Genomic DNA, 20,767 nt, shown 5'->3' with positions numbered 1-20,767 from the left:
ATGGGCGCCTATCTTATCCGCCGTCTGTTACTGGTGATCCCCACGCTATGGGCCATTATTACCATTAACTTTTTTATCGTGCAGATCGCTCCCGGCGGCCCTGTCGATCAGGCGATTGCCGCGATTGAATTTGGCCAGGGCGGCGCGTTGCCCGGCGCCAGCGGCGAAGGCGTTCGCGCCAGTCATGCGCAAACCGGCGTCGGCAATATCAGCGACAGCCATTATCGCGGCGGCCGGGGACTCGATCCGGAGGTGATCGCGGAGATCACCCATCGCTACGGCTTCGACAAACCGCTGCATGAGCGTTATTTCAAGATGCTACGGGACTATCTCTCTTTTGACTTCGGCGACAGTCTATTTCGCAGCGCATCCGTACTAACGCTGATCAAAGATAGTCTTCCCGTCTCCATTACCCTGGGATTATGGAGCACGCTGATTATTTATCTGGTGTCTATCCCGCTGGGGATCCGCAAAGCCGTCCATAACGGCAGTCGCTTTGATGTGTGGAGCAGCGCGTTTATCATTATTGGTTATGCGATCCCCGCCTTTCTGTTCGCTATTTTATTAATCGTCTTTTTTGCCGGCGGCAGCTACTACGATATCTTTCCGCTACGTGGCCTGGTCTCCGCCAACTTTGACACGTTACCGTGGTACCAGAAAATCACCGATTATTTGTGGCATATTACGCTACCGGTGTTGGCGACCGTCATCGGCGGTTTTGCCGCCCTGACGATGCTGACGAAAAATTCGTTTCTCGACGAGGTGCGTAAACAGTATGTCGTTACCGCTCGCGCTAAAGGCGTGAGTGAAAAAAACATTCTCTGGAAACATGTTTTTCGTAACGCCATGCTGCTGGTGATCGCCGGGTTTCCCGCCACTTTTATCAGTATGTTTTTCACCGGCTCGTTGCTAATTGAAGTCATGTTCTCGCTCAACGGCCTGGGGCTGCTGGGTTATGAAGCAACCGTTTCGCGCGACTATCCGGTGATGTTCGGCACGCTTTATATCTTTACCCTGATTGGCTTATTACTGAATATCCTGAGCGATATCAGCTATACGCTGGTCGATCCACGCATTGATTTTGAGGGACGATAATGCCGCGATTAAGCCCGGTCAATCAGGCCCGCTGGGCGCGTTTCCGCCATAATCGCCGGGGCTACTGGTCACTATGGATTTTCCTGGTCGTGTTCAGCCTGAGCTTATGCGCGGAACTGATTGCTAACGATAAGCCATTGCTGGTGCGCTATGAAGGCCAGTGGTATTTTCCGCTGGTAAAAAATTACAGCGAGCGCGATTTCGGCGGCCCGCTGGCGACAACGGCAGATTATCAGGACCCCTGGCTACAACGGCAGCTTGAGAATCGGGGCTGGGTGTTGTGGGCCCCCGTACGCTTTGGTGCCAATACCATTAATTTTGCCACCACGCAGCCTTTCCCCTCCCCGCCTTCGGCGAAAAACTGGCTGGGCACCGATGCGAATGGCGGCGACGTTTTCGCCCGCATCCTGTACGGCACCCGCATTTCTATTTTATTCGGCCTGATGTTAACGATTTGCTCCAGCGTCATGGGCGTACTGGCGGGCGCGCTACAGGGCTATTATGGCGGCAAAGTCGATTTATGGGGACAACGTCTCATCGAAGTCTGGTCGGGAATGCCGACCCTGTTTCTGATTATTTTACTTTCCAGCGTAGTGCAGCCTAACTTCTGGTGGCTGCTGGCCATAACCGTACTGTTTGGCTGGATGAGTCTGGTGGGCGTAGTGCGCGCCGAGTTTTTACGGACCCGCAATTTTGACTATATCCGCGCCGCGCAGGCGCTTGGCGTCAGCGATCGGGACATTATCCTGCGCCATATGTTGCCTAATGCGATGGTCGCTACCCTGACATTTTTACCGTTCATTTTATGTAGCTCCATCACCACCCTGACGTCGCTGGATTTTCTGGGATTTGGTCTGCCGCTTGGCTCCCCTTCTCTCGGCGAACTTCTTTTACAGGGGAAAAACAACTTACAGGCTCCCTGGCTGGGGATCGCCGCCTTTCTGTCTGTCGCCATTCTGCTATCGCTGCTGATTTTTATCGGCGAAGCGGTACGCGACGCCTTTGATCCTGCTAAGGCGGTATAAGATGACATCTCCATTGCTTGCGATTGAAAATTTATCGGTAGGTTTCCGTCAGCAACAGCACGTGCGCCCTGTCGTTAACGCCATTTCGTTACAGGTGAACGCCGGGGAAACGCTGGCGCTGGTCGGCGAGTCCGGGTCAGGAAAAAGTGTGACGGCGCTTTCCATTCTGCGTCTTTTGCCTACCCCTCCCGCCGTCTACCTCTCCGGCGATATTCGCTTTCACGGCGAATCATTGCTTCATGCCAGCGAGCAGACGCTACGCGGCGTGCGCGGCAATAAAATCGCCATGATTTTTCAGGAACCGATGGTTTCACTTAACCCGCTGCATACGCTGGAAAAACAGCTCTATGAAGTGCTGTCGCTCCATCGGGGAATGCGTCGGGAGGCGGCAAGGGCGGAGATGATCGGTTGTCTGGATCGGGTCGGTATCCGCCAGGCGAGCCAGCGTCTGCGCGATTATCCGCATCAGCTTTCCGGCGGCGAACGCCAGCGCGTCATGATAGCCATGGCGCTGTTAACACGGCCGGAATTACTGATCGCCGATGAGCCGACCACCGCCCTCGACGTCTCCGTACAGGCGCAGATTTTATCTCTACTGCGGGAACTCCAGCGCGAGCTCAATATGGGATTGCTGTTTATCACCCATAACCTCAGCATTGTAAAAAAAATGGCGGATTCAGTGGCGGTAATGCAACACGGCAAGTGCGTAGAGAACCAACGCGCCGACACGCTGCTCTCCGCGCCGACCCATCCATACACGCAAAAACTACTCAACAGCGAACCCACAGGCGATCCGGTTCCGCTCCCCGCCGGGCAGACGCCGTTGCTGGAAGTGGACAGGCTGCGCGTCGCCTTCCCAATCCGCAAAGGCATTCTGAAGCGCGTCGTGGATCATAATGTGGTGGTTAACAATATCAGTTTCACCCTGCATCCAGGCGAAACGCTGGGTCTGGTCGGCGAGTCAGGATCGGGAAAAAGCACCACCGGTCTGGCGCTGTTACGGCTTATCCGCTCCGAAGGCCGCATCGTATTTGACGGTCAATCGCTGGATACGTTAAACCGCCGCCAGCTTTTACCTGTTCGCCACCGTATCCAGGTCGTATTCCAGGACCCGAACTCATCGCTAAACCCGCGTTTAAACGTGTTGCAAATTATCGAAGAAGGCCTGCGCGTCCACCAGCCTACGCTTTCAGGCGCGCAGCGCGAACAGCAGGTGAAAGCGGTCATGATGGAAGTCGGCCTGGACCCGGAAACACGGCATCGTTACCCCGCTGAGTTTTCCGGCGGCCAGCGTCAACGTATCGCCGTCGCCAGGGCGCTGATTTTAAAACCGTCGCTTATTATTCTGGATGAACCGACCTCATCGCTGGATAAAACCGTTCAGGCGCAGATTCTTGCCCTCCTGAAATCGCTCCAGCAAAAGCACCGTCTGGCCTATATCTTCATTAGCCACGATCTGCATGTAGTACGCGCGCTGTGCCATCAGGTTATCGTGCTGCGGCAGGGGGAGGTGGTTGAACAGGGGCAATGCGAGCGCGTGTTTACCGCACCGCAACAGGCCTATACGCGTCAGCTACTCGCGTTAAGCTGACGCCTAAAAAGGATTATTGTTAGAAAAAGGTTCCGCTATCGCCACGCCGAAATTTTTCAGCCGACAGGTGGCGGCAAACTCATCCTGACGATTAACGAACAGGCACGGCTCCCCTTCGCACTCCAGCACGGAGCAAGGAACTTCAATATCGCTTAGCGCCTGGCTGAGCTTATGCATCACTGACCACGCGCTATCGCCTGCCGGACTCAACAGTTTAAGCGCCACCAGACTATTCTCGGTGCTCTGCCCGTTTTGCGGAATCGGTTCAACCTTTGACCCCGCAAAACCCGCCGACCAGCGATAGTTTTGCGGCAGACGGTGAACAATTGAGAGCTGTAATGTATTCACTTTCTTTCCCCGGAAGCACAATTACTTCACAATTTACTTACATTTATATTAACACATCATTGACAACCCGTCCTTAAACAGATTGCTAACGCCCTTCTCTCCGTCAGTGGCTCTACAGCAAGCGGGAGTTAAAATAGTTTTACCGACGCGGAGATAGCGGCGGGCTATATGTACCCGTTTCTGCGATCTAACTCAACCTTTTTAACTACAATGATGTGACTTTTTACATAAATGGATTTTACATAAAATAAACATAAAGGAGGAAAATGATGAATTGGTAATTGATATACATCAACTATGAAAGCCGTTTGGCTTTGCCATCGTGTAGCGGATAGCGTCCCCCAACGCCGCCTGCGCATTCTTCGGCGCCATTGAGGGACAGCGCGCCCGTCACCGTTTTTTGGGACGGCTGGCGTAGAGATAAAACAGAATGGAACAGGCGGCGCAAAGCGCAATCGACCAGATCATCGGCCACGCACTGGTAAAGGTAGCCAGCGACAGCAACGCGCCGACGATAGCGCCAATACCAAAGCGGAAAGTGCCCGCCAACGAAGACGCCGTTCCGGCCATATGCGGAAACTCATCCAAAATGACCGCCATCGCATTGGACGAAACCATCGACACACAGCCGACAAACGCCGCAACGCCGACCACCAGCGCCCAGAATCCAATGCCCATCAGCGCGCTGAAAACCATCCACACCGCCATCGCAAACTGAATCCATAGCCCGGCCCGAAACATGTTTAGCGCCCCTACCCGTCTGACAAAACGGCTGTTGATAATCGTCATCACAAACAGAAATACGATGTTCAACGCGAAGTAGTAGCCGAAATCCTGCGGCGGAACATGATTAATTTCGATATAGACAAACGGCCCCGCGCTCAAAAAAGAGAACATACCGGCAAAACTAAACCCGCTCGCCAGCATATAGCTCAGTACGCGTTTGTGGCGAAACAACGCAGCAAAGTTACCTATTGTGGTACGAATATGAAAAGGCTGACGCCGCTCAACGGGCAGCGTCTCTTTAATCAGAGCAAAGATCATGACTGACGCCAGAATCGCCGCAATGGCCAGTATCCAGAAGATATAGTGCCAGCTTAACCATACCAACACCCAGCCGCCAACAATGGGCGCCATTAACGGCGCTATCGTAGTGACCAGCATGACAAATGACATCATGCGCGAAAACTCTTCCTTTGGATAAATATCCCGCATCAGCGCATTGATGACGACGCTTGCCGCCGCGGCCGCCAAACCGTGAAAGAAACGCATCACGATCAGTTGATCGATAGTCTGCGCCAACGCACAGGCGACCGCCGCAGCGGCAAATACCAGCGTCCCGCCCAGGATGACCGGCTTACGCCCGAGGCTATCCGCCATCGGTCCATAGATAAGCTGACCCAGCGCAAACCCCAAAATATAGGTGCTGAGCGTCATCTGCGCGCTACCGGCAGGCACGCCGAATTGCGCAGAAATCACCGGCAGCGCTGGAAGATACATATCAATTGACAGCGGCATTAACATGGCCAACAGGCCAAGAATAAAGACAATGGCAAAGGAAGAGTGCTGCCGGGTGGTCACATCGAACTCCTGAATTTAACGAGATAGTTAGCCGACGCTGGCGATTTCTTCTTCAGTCAACGGGCGGTACTCGCCGGGAGCCAGATTCTCATCCAGCGTAATGGCGCCAATCCGTTCGCGGTGCAGTTCCACAACGCGATTGCCTACTGCGGCAAACATCCGCTTCACCTGATGATAACGGCCTTCGCTGATGGTCAGACGGACCTGCACAGGTGTTATCACCTCCAGCGTAGCGGGTTTAGTGAGATCTTTTTCATTATGCAACTGCACGCCTTTCGCAAATTGCGCTGCCGTATCGTCGGCCACCGGCGACTCCAGGGTCACCAGATAGGTTTTTTCACAGTGATGGCGCGGCGACGTAATGCGGTGCGACCACTGACCGTCATCTGTCATTAACACCAGACCGGTAGTATCGATATCCAGACGTCCTGCGGCATGCAGCTTATACGCCACCGGCTCATCCAGGAAATACAGCACCGTTGGATGATCGGGATCATCGGTTGAACAAACGTATCCCTGCGGCTTGTTAAGCATAAAATAGCGTGGCCCGTGTTGCTGCGCTAAGGGATTGCCGTCATACGCAACCGCATGTTCTGGGAGCAGTTTGAAGGCCGCATTTTTAATGATGTCGCCATCGACGGTAACGCGGTTACCACGAATTTCACGCCCGGCAATAGCGCGGCTGACGCCAAGCTGCTGAGCGATAAATTTATCAAGTCGCATGTGTATGATTTAGCCTGTAATAATACGGAAATCGGGCATTCTACCCGAAAAAAGGGAATTGCTATCCGCTCAGTATAGCGGGCTAACTATATCCCTCAAGGGAAATGATTCATGGCATACTATTCCCGGAACCGTTTAACGTAGTGAGACCATGATTTTTACACTCCGCCCCTACCAGCAAGAAGCCGTAGACGCCACGCTCAGCCACTTTCGCCGCCACCGTACGCCCGCCGTGATTGTTCTGCCGACCGGCGCAGGTAAAAGCCTGGTGATCGCCGAACTGGCGCGCGTCGCCCGCGGACGGGTACTGGTGCTGGCGCATGTGAAAGAGCTGGTCGCGCAGAACCACGCCAAATATTGCGCGCTGGGGCTGGAAGCGGATATTTTCGCCGCCGGACTCAAACGTAAAGAGAGTCAGGGCAAAGTCGTGTTCGGCAGCGTACAGTCGGTGGCGCGTAATCTTGACGCCTTCCAGGAGGAGTTTTCGCTGTTGATTGTCGATGAATGCCACCGCATCGGTGACGATGAAGATAGTCAGTATCAGCAAATCCTCACTCACCTGAGTAAAGTTAATCCTCACTTACGTCTGCTTGGGCTCACCGCCACGCCCTTCCGCCTCGGAAAAGGCTGGATTTATCAATTTCATTATCACGGTATGGTGCGCGGCAACGACAACGCTCTGTTTCGCGACTGTATTTATGAACTGCCGCTGCGCTATATGATTAAACACGGCTATCTGACGCCGCCTGAGCGGCTTGATATGCCAGTGGTCCAATACGATTTCAGCCGCCTGCAGGCCCAAAGCAATGGGCTGTTCAGCGAAGCCGACCTGAACCGCGAGCTGAAAAAGCAGCAGCGGATTACGCCGCACATCATCAGCCAGATTATGGAATTTGCGCAAACGCGCAAAGGCGTGATGATTTTCGCCGCCACGGTCGAACATGCGAAAGAGATTGTCGGTCTGCTTCCGGCGGACGACGCGGCGCTGATTACCGGCGATACGCCAGGGCCCGAGCGCGACGCGCTGATTGATAATTTCAAGGCGCAGCGTTTTCGCTATCTGGTTAACGTCTCGGTGCTGACCACCGGCTTTGACGCCCCACACGTTGATCTCATCGCGATTCTACGTCCCACCGAGTCAGTTAGTCTTTACCAACAAATTGTCGGGCGTGGTCTGCGCCTTGCGCCGGGAAAGACCGATTGCCTGATTCTTGATTACGCTGGCAACCCGCACGACCTGTATGCCCCGGAGGTCGGTAGCCCGAAGGGAAAAAGCGATAACGTCCCTGTCCAGGTATTTTGCCCGGCCTGCGGCTTTGCCAACACCTTCTGGGGGAAAACCACTGCCGACGGCACGCTGATTGAACACTTTGGCCGTCGCTGCCAGGGCTGGTTTGAGGATGACGACGGCCATCGCGAGCAGTGCGATTTTCGCTTTCGCTTCAAAAACTGCCCGCAGTGTAATGCCGAAAACGATATTGCCGCCCGACGCTGCCGGGAATGTGACGCTATTCTGGTCGACCCAGACGATATGTTAAAAGCGGCGCTCAGGCTCAAGGATGCGTTAGTCCTGCGCTGTAGCGGAATGACGATGCAGCATGGGCAGGATGAGAAAGGCGAATGGCTGAAAATCACTTACTATGACGAGGACGGCGCGGATGTCAGTGAGCGCTTCCGCTTGCACACGCCCGCCCAGCGTACCGCTTTCGAACAGCTATTTATTCGCCCGCATACGCGCACGCCCGGCGTTCCTTTACGCTGGATCACGGCGGCGGATATTGTCGCGCAGCAGGCGCTGTTGCGGCATCCCGATTTTGTGGTCGCGCGGATGAAAGGCCAGTACTGGCAGGTGCGTGAAAAAGTGTTCGACTATGAAGGCCGCTTCCGCCGGGCGCACGAATTACGTGGTTAATTGTACTTTTCATTGATGTAACGGCGATTTGAGTATAGAATCCCGCCCGCCTTTGCATACGCAAAGCAGATCACTTACCTGTTGCTGGGTCGCCTGTAGCAGGAATTATTAAAGAGAGATTTAAATGTTTACTATCAACGCAGAAGTACGTAAAGAGCAGGGTAAGGGTGCGAGCCGCCGCCTGCGCGCCGCTAACAAGTTCCCGGCAATCATCTACGGCGGTTCTGAAGCCCCGATTGCTATCGAACTGGACCACGACCAGGTGATGAACATGCAAGCTAAAGCTGAATTCTACAGCGAAGTTCTGACCCTCGTTGTTGACGGTAAAGAAGTAAAAGTTAAAGCTCAGGCTGTACAGCGTCACGCTTACAAACCGAAGCTGACTCACATCGACTTCGTTCGCGCGTAATCGCCTGGAAGTTGAAGAAAAACCCCGCCCCGGCGGGGTTTTTTTATGCGTTTAATTGAATTTGACGACATGCAGAGCAACGAGAACCCACTTTGCTTTTCTGCTTTCTTACACCTCGCCATATTCAATTAGCGCCTCCCCTAATCGAGGATCTGTAGTTTCCGCCGCGGTATTCATACTTTTAAGCCGATTGAATAATGCCCGTTGACGAACGCTGGCACTTTCTGGTTTCCATGGCAAAATTCGTATTGGTATAGTTTGCCCGTCATTCAACGCATCAAATACCTTTTCATTGGTCAGTAAGTCGCCGCAGCTCCATGTCTTGCTATCAAACTGAAAATCAAATAAGACATGGAGCTCCAGTTCATCTACACGCACTTGACGCTTTGCATTATCGATGCGTATTTCCACCTTCTCTTTATGCGTCAAAGTTGCATCAAGATTGAGTCCATACCGTTTCAACTGCCCCTTGTCGTAATAGTAACGTATGCTGGACCAGGTTGATTTAAAAGCAAATCCAGTAATGAATAAACCACTTAACAAGAACAGCGGGCATATGAACAAGCTCAGTAACCAGTTGGCGCCATAAGTATAAAACAGTACCAACGAGAGAACGGTGAACACCATCCCGAGCACCAACATCATCAAAAATGCGACAATGTGCGCATACAAAACCTGCCGAAATAAACTGAAATTAACAGGCGGCTTCTGTCGTATTCCTTTACTCACTACGGCGTCCTTTTATGTCGTATGCCTTTATTTCCCGCCCGACGTGCGTCGCTGCAACTGGTCGCGCAGATTCGGCGGCGTCCCTTTGATAGTCAGGGTATCGGTCGCCGGGTCCCAGAAAATCCGCTCGCCCAGTAGCATCGCATCAAAGTTAATCGTTAACCCGCCGCCGCTGCCGGCATATTTGGTTAGCTGGCGCAGCGTACTGCGATCCGCCGGAAAGCTCTCTTCCAGCTCATAGCCTTTTTCGGCGGTAAATTCGCTGAAGCTGACTTCACTGACGCCGGAAAGCTCTTTAGACAGCGATTCCAGCTCAATCTCTTCCCCGGCTTGTAATTGCTCGTTGCAGTAGCTGTACACCTGCTGGCGCACGTTCTGACGTTCTGCTTTATCCAACTGCGCTTCTGCGGTGAAATCATCCACTGCCTGCAACAGGCCGCGATTCTGCGCTTTGGCGTTCAACCCTTCGCTGGCGCCGAGGAAATCCATAAAGAAGTCAGCGACCTTGCGCCCTACCCGACCTTTCAGGAACGTCAGATAGCGGGTCGATTGCGGATTAGTTTCCCACTCGGTAAGATCGATACGCGCCACGATATCCGCATGGTTGATATCAAGATAATGCGTCGGGTTAATGTCCAGATTTTCATTGACCCGCATACTGCTCAGGTTGTTCAGTACCGTAACCAGCAGATACTCCACCGCCAGGTAGCGATAATGGCAGAACAATACAATGCCGCCGTCCGCAAAGGGATATTTCGCCAGTTCGTCACGCAGGCGTCCGGTCGCCGCCCGGCTAAAGGCAAGAAAATCTTCTTCCCCCTGACGTTGCAACCGCAGCGCTTGCGCCAGTTCACTCTCTTCATTAAACAGGCCATACGCCTTATTCTTGGCGCTATAGACCCGATGCAGTTCAGCCACCATCTCGACAACGGTGGTTGTCGGCTCCAGCAATGAATCGCGCAAGACCAGCTCAAGATTTTGCTCATCGCGCTTGATAAGCTGGTGCAGGGCAATCTGGTTGATATCCAGACTCATGATAAACTCTCCTTTAAGACCGGGCGGTATTCAACCACCGCCTGCCGGAAGACGCAAGCAATCGCCCTGTCATTTCAGGCGTTATCCGTAACGCGAATGATTTAGGGGATAAAAATGCAGAAAAAAAACTGTTGCTACGGTAATATGTTGCCCTTTCATGAACAAACAGATTTTGATTTATGCCACAACTCTCCCGCTATAGTGATGAACATGTTGAACAATTGCTGAGCGAACTGCTCAGTGTACTGGAAAAACATAAGGCGCCGACCGATCTTTCCCTGATGGTGCTGGGAAATATGGTCACCAACCTTATCAACACCAGCGTTGCGCCGGCTCAACGCCAGGCGATTGCGAACTCTTTTGCCCGCGCCTTGCAGTCTTCGATTAGCGAAGACAACGCGCACTAAAAAGCCGACTCCGGAGAAACAAGCGACAGGTATGGTAACTCATCGTCAGCGCTACCGTGAAAAAGTCTCCCAGATGGTTAGCTGGGGGCACTGGTTCGCTCTGTTCAATATACTGTTGGCTACGTTGCTCGGCAGCCGTTACCTGTTTGTCGCCGACTGGCCGACAACGCTTGCGGGTCGCATGTACTCCTACCTGAGCATTGTCGGGCACTTTAGCTTTCTGGTGTTCGCCACCTATTTGCTTATTCTTTTTCCGCTCACGTTTATCGTGATGTCCCAGCGGCTGATGCGGTTTTTATCAGCCATTCTGGCGACCGCGGGCATGACGTTGTTGCTTATCGACAGCGAAGTCTTTACCCGTTTTCACCTGCATCTTAATCCCATTGTCTGGGAGCTGGTCATCAACCCTGATCAGAACGAAACGGCGCGCGACTGGCAGCTTATGTTTATTAGCGTGCCGGTTATCTTATTGATTGAGATGCTATTTGCGACATGGAGTTGGCAAAAGCTGCGCAGTCTCACGCGCCGCCGCCATTTCGCAAGGCCGCTTGCGGCATTCTTTTTCGTCTCCTTTATTGCATCGCATCTTATCTACATCTGGGCAGACGCTAATTTTTACCGGCCGATTACCATGCAGCGGGCAAACCTGCCGCTCTCTTATCCGATGACGGCGCGACGTTTTCTTGAAAAACACGGTCTGCTGGATGCGCAGGAATATCAGCGCCGTCTGGTAGAGCAAGGCAATCCGGAAGCGGTCTCCGTACAGTACCCGCTCAGCAATTTGCACTATCGCGATATGGGCACCGGTCAGAATGTGCTGCTCATTACCGTAGACGGCCTGAACTATTCTCGCTTTGAGAAGCAGATGCCGGAACTGGCTACATTTGCCGAACAAAACATCGACTTCACCCGTCATATGAGTTCAGGGAATACCACTGATAACGGTATTTTCGGCCTGTTCTATGGCATATCGCCAGGCTATATGGATGGCGTGTTATCCACCAGAACGCCTGCGGCGCTCATTACCGCGTTGAATCAGCAAGGCTACCAACTGGGACTGTTTTCTTCGGATGGCTTCGCCAGCCCGCTTTACCGTCAGGCATTACTGTCCGATTTCTCGATGCCGACAGCGCAGACGCAGTCTGATGCGCAAACGGCCAGCCAGTGGATAGACTGGCTTGGACGCTACGCACAGGAAGATAACCGCTGGTTCTCATGGGTATCGTTTAACGGTACTAACATTGATGACAGTAATCAGAAGAATTTTGTTAAGCGTTACGCTAGCGCCGCCAGCGACGTGGATGCGCAAATCAATCGGGTTCTGAACGCGCTGCGAGAGGCCGGTAAATTCGACAATACCGTCGTGATCATTACCGCAGGACGCGGCATACCGTTGACGCCGGAAGAAAATCGCTTCGACTGGTCGCAAGGTCATCTGCAAGTACCGCTGGTGATCCACTGGCCGGGGACGCCTGCGCAGCGTATTAATGTGCTTACCGATCATACCGATGTGATGACCACGTTGATGCAACGCCTGTTACATGTCAGCACGCCAGCGAACGAATATTCACAGGGCCAGGACATCTTTACCGTTCCACGTCGTCATAACTGGGTAACGGCGGCAGACGGCAGTACGCTGGCAATCACGACGCCGCAAATGACTCTGGTGCTCAATAATAACGGTCATTATCAGACCTATGACTTACACGGCGAGAAGATCAAAGATCAGAAGCCGCAGCTCAGTCTGCTGCTGCAAGTGCTAACAGAAGAGAAACGTTTTATCGCTAACTGATTAATTATAAATCAGTTAGCACCGTTTCCCCTTGCATTCGCGTTGGAAAGAGGTAGTATTAGCACCCACAAGTCGGCACGTAGCGCAGCCTGGTAGCGCACCGTCATGGGGTGTCGGGGGTCGGAGGTTCAAATCCTCTCGTGCCGACCAAAATTCCCCTTAAAAACCAGCCTCTCAGGGCTGGTTTTTTTATATATCCAATTTGCAAATGGTGAAATGATGGTGAAATAGCTATCGAAGGTCACTGCAAATTGACTTCAAGCTCCCTCCAACGCGAAAGTTGAACAGATGACTTAAATACATTGATTAGTCATCCTTAACCAGTAGAATCCGCCACGACTGGTAACCATTCAATACACGCACTATCGAACGATCGCCAGTTTGCCGCAGCCCGTTCTTGCATACAATGTGGCTGCGGCACACCATCACATCAGAAATTTGAAAATCAGGGTAAACCTGTCACTTAACCTGAAGCAGGTCTTCATAGCGGGTGGTATATCGGGATGACAGTATGTTTCTCTTCATAGCCCACTGTTGCTGGATACCCTCCCCGGCAAAGTACAGCTTTCCCCTGCCCTTCTTTGCATTCAGGTGATCCAGTACTTCCATCGGCTTCTCGCTACCGGCGCGCGGCGCGTTATCATCGAAAAAGTTGCGCCGCGCCCTGACTGAAGAAGTCTCCCCTATTTCACCTGTACATCATCCGTACTGTCTGATGTTGTTCGTCCGGGAATATCTTTGTCGCACCGCACCTCATTCGCCTGGTGCATCAGTTACGACGCCACTGAACTTTCAGATAGCTCCCCAACATCTCCTCCACAAGAGGTCGCAGGCCATCCAAAAATGTCTTTTTCGCGCTCTCCATCGCTCTTACTCCGATAGTGCGCTCTGCATCGGTATTACCGACCAGCCCAGACGGTCTCAGCTCTGTGTCAGACAGCATCCGGTACGTTTCCTCATAATCCGATATTTGCTTTTCACGAAGCGCGTTAACGCGTTCCGGCGCTTTGCGCTCCAGCACGCCGTGTAACGGCCCCCACTGCAGTATCCACTCCCTGAACTCGCTTTTTTCAGCGGCTTTCACCTGAAGCTCCGCGTCCTGAAGGTCTGTAACCGTCACGCCGGATACGTCAAAGAAACGCATTTCTGCCGTCACGCTGGTCAGCCCGAGTGATTTCTTCAGCTTATTCTGATACGCCAGCCAGACCTCAATTTCATCAACGAGAGCCAGCGTTCTGACCTTTTCCCGGGCAATCTGTTCCAGTTTTCCCAGACGGAACATCTCACGCCCCGTGGCAACCAGCGCCGCGAGATTGTTATCGTATTGCCCTTTTTCTGCATTATGTACCAGCTGTACGTTCTTCATCTGGTGCAAAAAAAATGTGACCCGGTCCTCGCAGCTTGAGGTTGCCTCTGTTGCCATGGCAAAGGTGTTTGCTCTCAACGCCTCATCTTCAGCCAGTTGTGCCAGCCAGGACGATATCTGTGCCTTAAACCCCGCGTCCTTTATGAAGTTTTCCGTCTCACTCAGTCTGTCCAGGAAGAGGCTGAAGGCAGCAGCGTTATCTTCCTGTCCGAACATATGCCATCTGTCTGCAGGAGCCGGTTCCCCCTCCCGGGCAGGTACCAGCCAGTCAGCGGCCGCCAGGTGCAGTGCCCGGGCTTCCCGGGGGGCGGAGGCTCCCGCCATATCGAATCGTATTCTGGGGCCTGAATAGCCAGGCGCGCTGGTGATCTCCCGCAGCGCCTGCAGAGTGCGTTCAGACAGTGGATTCCCTTCCAGATTTACGGTTGTCTCTGAAGACAGATGAATGAGACTTTCCGGCAGGCGGGTCAGCTGGTTACGATAGACCGACAGCGACAGTAGTCCTGACGGCAGCATCGGCAGGCTGGTCAGCCGGTTACCAGATACCATCAGCTCCTTCAGTTCTGACGGCAACACCGGCAGACTGGTCAGCCGGTTACCAGATACAATCAGCTCCTTCAGTCCTGACGGCAACGCCGGCAGGCTGGTCAGCCGATTATTATAGGCCCACAGCTTACATAATTCTGACGGCAGCGCCGGCAGGCTGGTCAGTTGGTTATCAGATACCGACAGCTCTTGTAGCCCTGACGGCAACACCGGCAGGCTGGTCAGCTGGTTATTATAGGCCCACAGCTTACATAATTCTGACGGCAGCGCCGGCAGGCTGGCCAGTTGGTTATCAGATACCGACAGCTCCTGTAGCCCTGACGGCAACACCGGCAGGCTGGTCAGTTGATTACCAAAGATCCACAGCTTACATAGTCCTGACGGCAGCGCCGGCAGGTGGGTCAGCGGGTTACTAAAGATCGACAGTTCCAGTAGTCCTGGCGGCAGCGCCGGCAGGCTGGTCAGCTGGTTACCAGAGACCTCCAGCGTCCGCAGTTCTGGCGGCAGCGCCGGCAGGCTGGTCAGATTATTATCAGGAATAACCAGTGTGGTAATATGCGCGGGTAAACAGTCTGGCAAGGTGGTAAGACCTGATTCTCCCACGTTAAGCACTGCATTGCCATTATTCAGGCAGGCACGCATTTTCTGTACCACTGCTGCACGGCCGCGTGACTCTTCTGCGGGTGCAGCCCTTCTCCACGCTGACCAGACAGCATCATACTCTGCTGGCGTCTGTGGAGCCGTTGTGGCAGGGAGGAAGGATGTCCTGAATGTCCCGGATGCCCCTTCCGCGTGTCCTGTGCCCTCCTCACCCTGTGCTGTGTCCAGGGTGAGGCGATGTGTTTCACTGTACCCCTGGCAATTTACGGTATAGTTCCCGGCATCATCAAGGGTGACTGACAATATCTCCTGACTGTCTTCATCCAGAATACAGAAGTAATTTTCCCCGTGCTGGCCGGAATGAATGCTTTCCTCCCATCCGGCATACGCGAGCGTCCTGAGCAGTTCAAATCTGTTGATCACATCCTCCCGCGTCGTTCCGGCCGGCGGGTGACAAATCGCCCAGATGCACTCCAGCGCTTCAGTCTGGTGCGTTGAGCAAAAAAATTCCTTCATTTTTTCCCAGGAACTCATTTCAGGGGGGGTATCAGACCAGGCAATACGATAAATGCGACGGTTACTGATGGTGGCGGGAAGACATCCGCTTCCAATATGAAAGGGCATAACAAAAAACCTTTATAAATTTACATATAGTATCTGTCCGGCAGACATCATCTCTTCCTGGTCTTAATTTCACAATAAGGTTATCGGCGGATTCATGGTCGTCCTGCCATGGCAGGCTTCAGAAGGTGCAGAAGAAAAATCCGTTATGATGACCGGATGGCGGGACTGTCATTTTACAGCTAAAGTGTCGATTTTTCAGGGTCGCTTTCCACGATGACCAGATCATCCGGTATCAACGCCCGGGCGTTCAATTTTGGCAGGCAGAAGTCACCCGGCAGAAATTACTTAACGATTCAGATAATGCCATTAAGGACTGGCGCATAGAATTAACGCTGGGGATTATCAGTAATGAAAATAAAGCGGCTTTAATTCTGTGGATGAATTATATCAATGTTCTTAAATCGCTGGACTTAACAGGTGTTTCAGATGAGGCCACCTTCACAGCAATCAGGTGGCCTGCATTACCACAGTAACGACTACTGGCTGGTCTTTCCGGCCAGTCAGGTTTTGATGTGTCCACCCGATTAACCAGAACGCTGTATTCCTCCCATACCTCCAGTCGCTTCTGCTCCTCATCAGTCGCGATACCCAGCTTTACTGCACGCGCCAGTGGCGTAATAACGGCTTCGGCTTCTTCGAGCAGTTTTTCCTTTTTCGATTCTGCCTGCCTGCGCAGCTCTTCCGGCGAATAAACCCTTTGAACGACTTTACCGTCTTTAAACTGCCAGCAGCATGAATATCAGCGCGACGGTTTTCATCCGTATCAGGCAACTCTGCAACGCTCTGGCCAGCAGGCCACAGCCCGGAAACATCACGCGTAATACACGTAATAACATCGTTATCGTCGTAGGTAATTTTCAGCGTGTCTGCTGAAAATAATTGCTGGCACCCATACCAGTCCTGACCATCCTCTGATTTAAGATACGCCGCATCGGCGAATAATGTGTCATCTGGTTCCGGTGCATACGGAATGAAATTTTTAATATTTAAAAACTGTTTGTTCTTTTTATTTTTTTTCCGCTGTCATAATTATTCCTTCTTATACACTTGGGGCTGTCACCCACGTATCACCAACCAGATACTGAATGGGACGTCAGTGTTTTTCCGTTGCCGGCACGCACGACACCAGTAGCGCGAATATCTGCCAGCATGTGTAGCCCGGAAATGTCAATATAACCGACCTGGGCATTATTGGCATAAATACCCAGAACGCCGTCACTGTGCCACTTAAACCCTGTATCGTTATCGCCGAATACAATCGAATTACCGCCCAGCGCATTATCAGTACCAATGCCTAAAGACCCATTCAGTCGCCCTCCATTAACTGACAGTGCCCCCATTTCGCCAGCTGATGGCTGATTTACGGTGTTGTAATCACGTCTCCAGCCTGGAGAGTAGCCGTCTCCGTTATCGATATACGTAAACTGAGCGCTGGCAACCCCTCCTCCTGATGTTGTGGTGGGCGTTGTCACCCGAATAGTCATCGCGCCACGCACTCCCATTACCTCAATCACTGCGCCATCAAACGCTCGCGCGGCACCGATACGACGCACAAACAAATCCTTGTCCGGAATATCGCCGCCATTCTGTGATTTTTGTAATGCATCGGCGGCACGACTTATGGTTTCTCGCAAACCAACGTATTCGATAAGACCGTCAACGCTTTTTCCTGACAGCGCCGTCAGGGTTTCGTCCAGCGGCTGCTTGCCCGCCAGTTTATTCAGTACCGTGGTGACAAAGTTCGGATCATTTCCCAACGCGTCAGCCAGTTCCTGCAGGGTGTCCAGTGGCTCCAGTACGGAACCAACCAGCGCGGCAATCAGTTTGCGGACAAACTCCGCGTTTGTTGTCTGAAGCCCTTTAGCATCGCCTGGCGGCGTCGGTGTGGTCGGCGTTCCAGTGAATGCCGGGCTGTCCAGCGGCGCTTTGGTCCGTACCTCACCCATAACGGTTTTTACCGCCTTTGGTGTGGCCGCCAGCGCTTCGCTGTCACTGTCCGTGGCACTGCTTAATTTAACGATACCTTTTTCGTCAGGCTTGCATCTTCCAGGGAAATCACGTCTGCGATATCCTCGGCCCGTTTCGCGGCCTCTTCGGCTCTGGTTGCCGATTCTCCGGCTGCAGCTCTGCTTTGCGCTGCCAGTGATGCGCTGGTATCAGATGCGGCGGCGTGGGTGGATGCCTCCGATGCTGATGACGAGGCGGCTGCCGCCGTTCTGGCTGTGTCAGCCGACGCCGCGCTGGCTGATGCCTCCCCGGCTTTTGTGGTCGCCGTACCTGCGCTGCTCTCCGCAGATGCTGCGGATGAAGCTGCCGACCAAAATTCCCCTTGAAAACCAGCCTGTCAGGGCTGGTTTTTTTTATGCCTACAATTAAAAAGTTAGCTGATGCCAGAGACGTTATTTTGCATAAACTGATCGGACACCTTTCCTGTGCAGTGGTCAACGTAAAGTCAATGCAGGCAAATAACGTAAACCATTTTTGTACTAAAACAGAAAAAGCGCATCTATACCCTATGCTGGAAGAAATGTTTGCAGTGGCAGGTAAATGAGTAAGCAATCTGTCGCAGCAATAATAAAACGTTCTGGTAAGGTAAACGGCCTACCACTTCTTTGTCACTAACAATTAGCCTCCCTGTCGCCATAGGGCCGATAATGATCGGCTAGTCACAACACGTTTTTGTAGACAACGTACGGTGATGAATTACTCCTTCAGCCAGCAACTCGCTAATTGTTATTCAACTTCAGAAATTATAACTAATTGAAGCACCTACAAAATTATGCCCTGAATTTTTATCCGTGAGTGATCCATTCGAGAAATGCCGGATATAAGCTTCTGTAGAAAAAGCCCCAAAGTTCCAGCCAAGAAACGCTTTTTCTCCAAAGGTAAATGCAGAATTGACACGCATATCATCTCGCGACTTAGATTTTATATAAGCCCCCAGACCAATACCGGTATAGATACCAGCGAAATGAACCAGCGCCACATCCTTCGAGATACCCAATACGCCCTGGTTATATTTATTGCAGGGAACGCTGCCAGAATGTTTACTGCAATCATCGATACCCTTAGCCTTAAATCCTCCTAACTCCAGATTATTTCTTGCCTGTAAAAAGAAAAAATCGCTGGGTTCACTGTATGTCAGAAATGCTGTATATAAGTGCTCAACCCCTCCTCTTCTTATACTTTCTCCCGCAGCAAAAGAGATCTGATGCTTGTTGCCCTTGCCAAAAAAAACATTATCATTAGCAGAACATGCGAATGCACAAGGTAATAATATATATATAAATATTCTCTTCATATACACTCCACCACCATTTCAATGTCAATAGTTATTTTTAACCGGCTAACATATTTAAAATTTTCTACGCCACGCTTACGCTCACAGAAACGGCTGATATAGCATCCAGTATTAATATTATTTTCATAATTACTCCAACCAGCATTTTTGATGCAAACAGGCTGGACATGGACTGTGTGCAGAAATCAAAACATACTCACTACACTCTCCCCTTGAGTCGCCCCAACGGGTGCTCAAAACGCCGCGAGTGTTGTTCAGGCACATCCAGGATAAGTTATAAGTGAATGACTCTCATTCCTGACCACATTTTCATTTATGATAAGAATATCGTCAGAATCTCTTTATCGCATAAAAATACCTCTGCTATTGACTTAATATTTAATTTAACAGATGTCGCGGTTTATTCGTTCTGCTCAGATGTATTTCATTGGCATTAATAAAACCATAAATAAATTCAATTAAAATAATTTGTTAATAATGAAAAGCTTTAGACGCTATGACTTTTAATAAGGAATTTCCTGCCAGTAAAGATAGTCTGGACTTACGGGTGCAAGGGCGCAGCTACATATGCCACACTTCTGTTATGTCACATTGTCCGAAAAAAGCGTCCAGACCAGTATTCAACTTCAGGGAGTATTCTGTTTTCTCTCACAACAGGTTGTTTTATCCTTTCTATCGTTCAGCTAATGACTCGCCTGTCACAGGTTTTACTACTTACCCATGCACTAATTAAGGTAAAATTTACGCGCTTGACAATGTGGCAAATCTGGACGATTTCCGCGCTGAAAACAATAATCATTCTAATAAAACTCAGGAGATATAGCATGCCTGAAGTAACACCTTTTCAGGTGCTTATTGTGGACGACCATCCACTTATGCGGCGAGGTATTCGTCAATTACTGGAACTGGACCCGGCTTTTTATGTCGTTGCCGAAGCGGGTGACGGGGCGAGTGCGATCGATCTGGCGAATCGCATTGAGCCCGATCTGATCCTGCTGGATCTAAATATGAAAGGTCTGAGCGGGTTAGATACCCTGAACGCGCTACGCCGGGATGGTGTGACGGCGCAAATTATTATTCTTACCGTCTCGGATTCCGCCAGCGACATCTACGCGCTGATCGACGCCGGCGCCGACGGTTATCTGCTCAAAGATAGCGATCCGGAAGTGCTGCTGGAGGCCATTCGCAAAGGCGCTAACGGCGGTAAAGTCTTTAGCGATCGGGTCAATGAATATCTGCGTGAGCGCGAACGGTTTGGCGCGCAGGAAGATCCCTTTAGCATCCTGACCGAACGAGAGTTAGATGTCTTGCATGAGCTGGCGCAGGGGCTTTCTAACAAACAGATTGCGTCAGTACTGAATATTTCTGAGCAGACGGTTAAGGTGCACATTCGTAATCTACTTCGCAAACTAAACGTGCGCTCGCGCGTCGCGGCGACCATTCTATTTTTACAAACACGCGGAATGCAGTAACAAGCCAGGCCCGATGGCGCCACGCCACCGGGCCGTCAGGGTCTTATTTCTCCTGCGCCAGCCGGATACTGCGCTCTATCACCGCCCGCCGGGCGTCACCCGCCGGCAGTAACTTCAGCATCATCTCCCAGGCCGCCACCGCCTCGCCAAAGCGCTGCTGCTCAAAGGCGCTGAACGCATACAGGCTTAACACCCGGATATCCGTGTGGTC

Annotated in this window: 17 protein-coding genes, 1 tRNA gene and 5 pseudogenes; 12 read left to right on the top strand and 11 right to left on the bottom strand. The window is 51.9% G+C overall.

Going from position 1 to position 20,767, the window contains the following annotated elements:
* From ACLJR2_RS16635 to yejF, 3 genes are read left to right on the top strand one after another with little or no spacing between them, the layout of a single operon-like run.
* Positions 1 to 1,095 carry a microcin C ABC transporter permease YejB gene (locus tag ACLJR2_RS16635; protein ID WP_000501623.1) on the top strand — a complete coding sequence of 365 codons (1,095 nt, stop codon included), beginning with the start codon at positions 1 to 3 and terminating at the stop codon, positions 1,093 to 1,095.
* Positions 1,095 to 2,120, top strand: coding sequence for an ABC transporter permease (locus ACLJR2_RS16630; protein ID WP_001137761.1), 1,026 nt, complete (start codon positions 1,095 to 1,097; stop codon positions 2,118 to 2,120). The genes ACLJR2_RS16635 and ACLJR2_RS16630 overlap by 1 nt, the downstream gene beginning before the upstream one ends.
* Position 2,121: 1 nt before the next feature.
* Positions 2,122 to 3,711, top strand: a complete 1,590-nt coding sequence (gene yejF, locus ACLJR2_RS16625; protein ID WP_000203620.1) for a microcin C ABC transporter ATP-binding protein YejF — start codon at positions 2,122 to 2,124, stop codon at positions 3,709 to 3,711.
* Positions 3,712 to 3,714: 3 nt separating this feature from the next.
* Here the strand turns inward: yejF and ACLJR2_RS16620 are convergent, their stop codons facing one another.
* The 3 genes from ACLJR2_RS16620 to rsuA all read right to left on the bottom strand — a co-directional run bounded on the left by ACLJR2_RS16620 (position 3,715) and on the right by rsuA (position 6,363).
* Positions 3,715 to 4,059 (bottom strand): YejG family protein, encoded by a 345-nt coding sequence (locus tag ACLJR2_RS16620; protein ID WP_001094639.1) that lies wholly within the window; start codon positions 4,057 to 4,059, stop codon positions 3,715 to 3,717.
* A 390-nt stretch (positions 4,060 to 4,449) separates the two neighbouring features.
* A complete protein-coding gene (locus ACLJR2_RS16615) occupies positions 4,450 to 5,640 on the bottom strand; it encodes a Bcr/CflA family multidrug efflux MFS transporter (RefSeq protein ID WP_000213349.1) in 1,191 nt (396 codons plus the stop codon).
* Between the two features lie 27 nt (positions 5,641 to 5,667).
* A complete protein-coding gene (gene rsuA, locus ACLJR2_RS16610; RefSeq protein WP_001234836.1) occupies positions 5,668 to 6,363 on the bottom strand; it encodes a 16S rRNA pseudouridine(516) synthase RsuA in 696 nt (231 codons plus the stop codon).
* A gap of 151 nt (positions 6,364 to 6,514) precedes the next feature.
* Here rsuA and ACLJR2_RS16605 point away from each other — a divergent pair, with 151 nt between their 5' ends.
* Together ACLJR2_RS16605 and rplY are read left to right on the top strand one after the other, a co-directional pair.
* Entirely contained in the window at positions 6,515 to 8,275 is a 1,761-nt protein-coding gene (locus tag ACLJR2_RS16605) for a DEAD/DEAH box helicase (RefSeq protein ID WP_000578121.1), read from the top strand.
* 124 nt (positions 8,276 to 8,399) lie between these two features.
* Positions 8,400 to 8,684, top strand: coding sequence for a 50S ribosomal protein L25 (gene rplY / locus ACLJR2_RS16600; protein ID WP_000494192.1), 285 nt, complete (start codon positions 8,400 to 8,402; stop codon positions 8,682 to 8,684).
* A 108-nt stretch (positions 8,685 to 8,792) separates the two neighbouring features.
* On the opposite strand, the gene ACLJR2_RS16595 is transcribed toward rplY, so the two are convergent.
* Positions 8,793 to 9,413 carry a hypothetical protein gene (locus ACLJR2_RS16595; protein ID WP_000033433.1) on the bottom strand — a complete coding sequence of 207 codons (621 nt, stop codon included), beginning with the start codon at positions 9,411 to 9,413 and terminating at the stop codon, positions 8,793 to 8,795.
* A gap of 27 nt (positions 9,414 to 9,440) precedes the next feature.
* Positions 9,441 to 10,448: a nucleoid-associated protein YejK gene (yejK, locus tag ACLJR2_RS16590; protein WP_000050806.1), complete on the bottom strand. Its 1,008-nt coding sequence runs from the start codon at positions 10,446 to 10,448 to the stop codon at positions 9,441 to 9,443.
* A 179-nt stretch (positions 10,449 to 10,627) separates the two neighbouring features.
* On the opposite strand from yejK, the gene ACLJR2_RS16585 reads away from it, so the two are divergent.
* The 3 genes from ACLJR2_RS16585 to ACLJR2_RS16575 all read left to right on the top strand — a co-directional run bounded on the left by ACLJR2_RS16585 (position 10,628) and on the right by ACLJR2_RS16575 (position 12,797).
* Complete coding sequence (locus tag ACLJR2_RS16585; protein ID WP_001135904.1) at positions 10,628 to 10,855, top strand: YejL family protein; 228 nt, start codon at positions 10,628 to 10,630, stop codon at positions 10,853 to 10,855.
* Between the two features lie 31 nt (positions 10,856 to 10,886).
* Positions 10,887 to 12,647, top strand: coding sequence for an LPS biosynthesis-modulating metalloenzyme YejM (gene yejM / locus ACLJR2_RS16580; protein ID WP_000256161.1), 1,761 nt, complete (start codon positions 10,887 to 10,889; stop codon positions 12,645 to 12,647).
* 73 nt (positions 12,648 to 12,720) lie between these two features.
* Positions 12,721 to 12,797 (top strand) — tRNA-Pro (locus ACLJR2_RS16575).
* Positions 12,798 to 13,106: 309 nt separating this feature from the next.
* Here ACLJR2_RS16575 and ACLJR2_RS16570 read toward each other — a convergent pair.
* Positions 13,107 to 13,329: pseudogene (locus ACLJR2_RS16570) on the bottom strand (DUF4113 domain-containing protein); the annotation flags it as partial.
* A gap of 87 nt (positions 13,330 to 13,416) precedes the next feature.
* Positions 13,417 to 15,783, bottom strand: coding sequence for an SPI-2 type III secretion system effector E3 ubiquitin transferase SspH2 (gene sspH2 / locus ACLJR2_RS16565; protein WP_001115834.1), 2,367 nt, complete (start codon positions 15,781 to 15,783; stop codon positions 13,417 to 13,419).
* Positions 15,784 to 16,040: 257 nt separating this feature from the next.
* Here sspH2 and ACLJR2_RS16560 point away from each other — a divergent pair.
* A pseudogene (locus ACLJR2_RS16560) lies at positions 16,041 to 16,256 on the top strand (tail fiber assembly protein); the annotation flags it as partial.
* A 68-nt stretch (positions 16,257 to 16,324) separates the two neighbouring features.
* Here the strand turns inward: ACLJR2_RS16560 and ACLJR2_RS16555 are convergent.
* Positions 16,325 to 16,459, bottom strand: a pseudogene (locus tag ACLJR2_RS16555) (tail fiber assembly protein); the annotation flags it as partial.
* Positions 16,460 to 17,081: 622 nt separating this feature from the next.
* Positions 17,082 to 17,998, bottom strand: a pseudogene (locus ACLJR2_RS16550) (phage tail protein); the annotation flags it as partial.
* Between ACLJR2_RS16550 and ACLJR2_RS16545 the strand changes: the two are divergent.
* Positions 17,958 to 18,116: a hypothetical protein gene (locus tag ACLJR2_RS16545; RefSeq protein ID WP_000340080.1), complete on the top strand. Its 159-nt coding sequence runs from the start codon at positions 17,958 to 17,960 to the stop codon at positions 18,114 to 18,116. The pseudogene ACLJR2_RS16550 and the gene ACLJR2_RS16545 sit on opposite strands and share 41 nt — an antisense overlap.
* Positions 18,117 to 18,145: 29 nt before the next feature.
* Positions 18,146 to 18,334, top strand: coding sequence for a virulence protein MsgA (locus ACLJR2_RS16540; protein WP_015633022.1), 189 nt, complete (start codon positions 18,146 to 18,148; stop codon positions 18,332 to 18,334).
* A 192-nt stretch (positions 18,335 to 18,526) separates the two neighbouring features.
* Here ACLJR2_RS16540 and pagL read toward each other — a convergent pair whose 3' ends face one another.
* On the bottom strand, positions 18,527 to 19,090 hold the full coding sequence (gene pagL, locus ACLJR2_RS16535) for a lipid A 3-O-deacylase PagL (RefSeq protein ID WP_000281870.1): 564 nt from the start codon (positions 19,088 to 19,090) through the stop codon (positions 18,527 to 18,529).
* An 818-nt stretch (positions 19,091 to 19,908) separates the two neighbouring features.
* On the opposite strand from pagL, the gene narP reads away from it, so the two are divergent.
* Positions 19,909 to 20,556 (top strand): nitrate/nitrite response regulator protein NarP, encoded by a 648-nt coding sequence (gene narP / locus ACLJR2_RS16530; RefSeq protein ID WP_001115500.1) that lies wholly within the window; start codon positions 19,909 to 19,911, stop codon positions 20,554 to 20,556.
* Positions 20,557 to 20,599: 43 nt separating this feature from the next.
* Here narP and ACLJR2_RS16525 read toward each other — a convergent pair.
* Positions 20,600 to 20,767: pseudogene (locus ACLJR2_RS16525) on the bottom strand (cytochrome C biogenesis protein); the annotation flags it as partial.

The organism is Salmonella sp. SAL03688, from assembly GCF_046551895.1.
Lineage (GTDB): Bacteria > Pseudomonadota > Gammaproteobacteria > Enterobacterales > Enterobacteriaceae > Salmonella > Salmonella enterica.
The sequence above is the reverse complement of the archived record's forward strand: the minus strand, read 5'-3'. Positions and strand labels throughout refer to the sequence as shown.

Coding starts and splice junctions, on each gene's coding strand:
- ACLJR2_RS16635 (WP_000501623.1), top strand. CDS start 1: ATGGGCGCCTATCTTATCCGCCGTCTGTTACTGGTGATCCCCACGCTA.
- ACLJR2_RS16630 (WP_001137761.1), top strand. CDS start 1,095: ATGCCGCGATTAAGCCCGGTCAATCAGGCCCGCTGGGCGCGTTTCCGC.
- yejF (WP_000203620.1), top strand. CDS start 2,122: ATGACATCTCCATTGCTTGCGATTGAAAATTTATCGGTAGGTTTCCGT.
- rsuA (WP_001234836.1), bottom strand. CDS start 6,363: ATGCGACTTGATAAATTTATCGCTCAGCAGCTTGGCGTCAGCCGCGCT.
- ACLJR2_RS16605 (WP_000578121.1), top strand. CDS start 6,515: ATGATTTTTACACTCCGCCCCTACCAGCAAGAAGCCGTAGACGCCACG.
- rplY (WP_000494192.1), top strand. CDS start 8,400: ATGTTTACTATCAACGCAGAAGTACGTAAAGAGCAGGGTAAGGGTGCG.
- yejK (WP_000050806.1), bottom strand. CDS start 10,448: ATGAGTCTGGATATCAACCAGATTGCCCTGCACCAGCTTATCAAGCGC.
- ACLJR2_RS16585 (WP_001135904.1), top strand. CDS start 10,628: ATGCCACAACTCTCCCGCTATAGTGATGAACATGTTGAACAATTGCTG.
- yejM (WP_000256161.1), top strand. CDS start 10,887: ATGGTAACTCATCGTCAGCGCTACCGTGAAAAAGTCTCCCAGATGGTT.
- sspH2 (WP_001115834.1), bottom strand. CDS start 15,783: ATGCCCTTTCATATTGGAAGCGGATGTCTTCCCGCCACCATCAGTAAC.
- ACLJR2_RS16540 (WP_015633022.1), top strand. CDS start 18,146: ATGCCTACAATTAAAAAGTTAGCTGATGCCAGAGACGTTATTTTGCAT.
- narP (WP_001115500.1), top strand. CDS start 19,909: ATGCCTGAAGTAACACCTTTTCAGGTGCTTATTGTGGACGACCATCCA.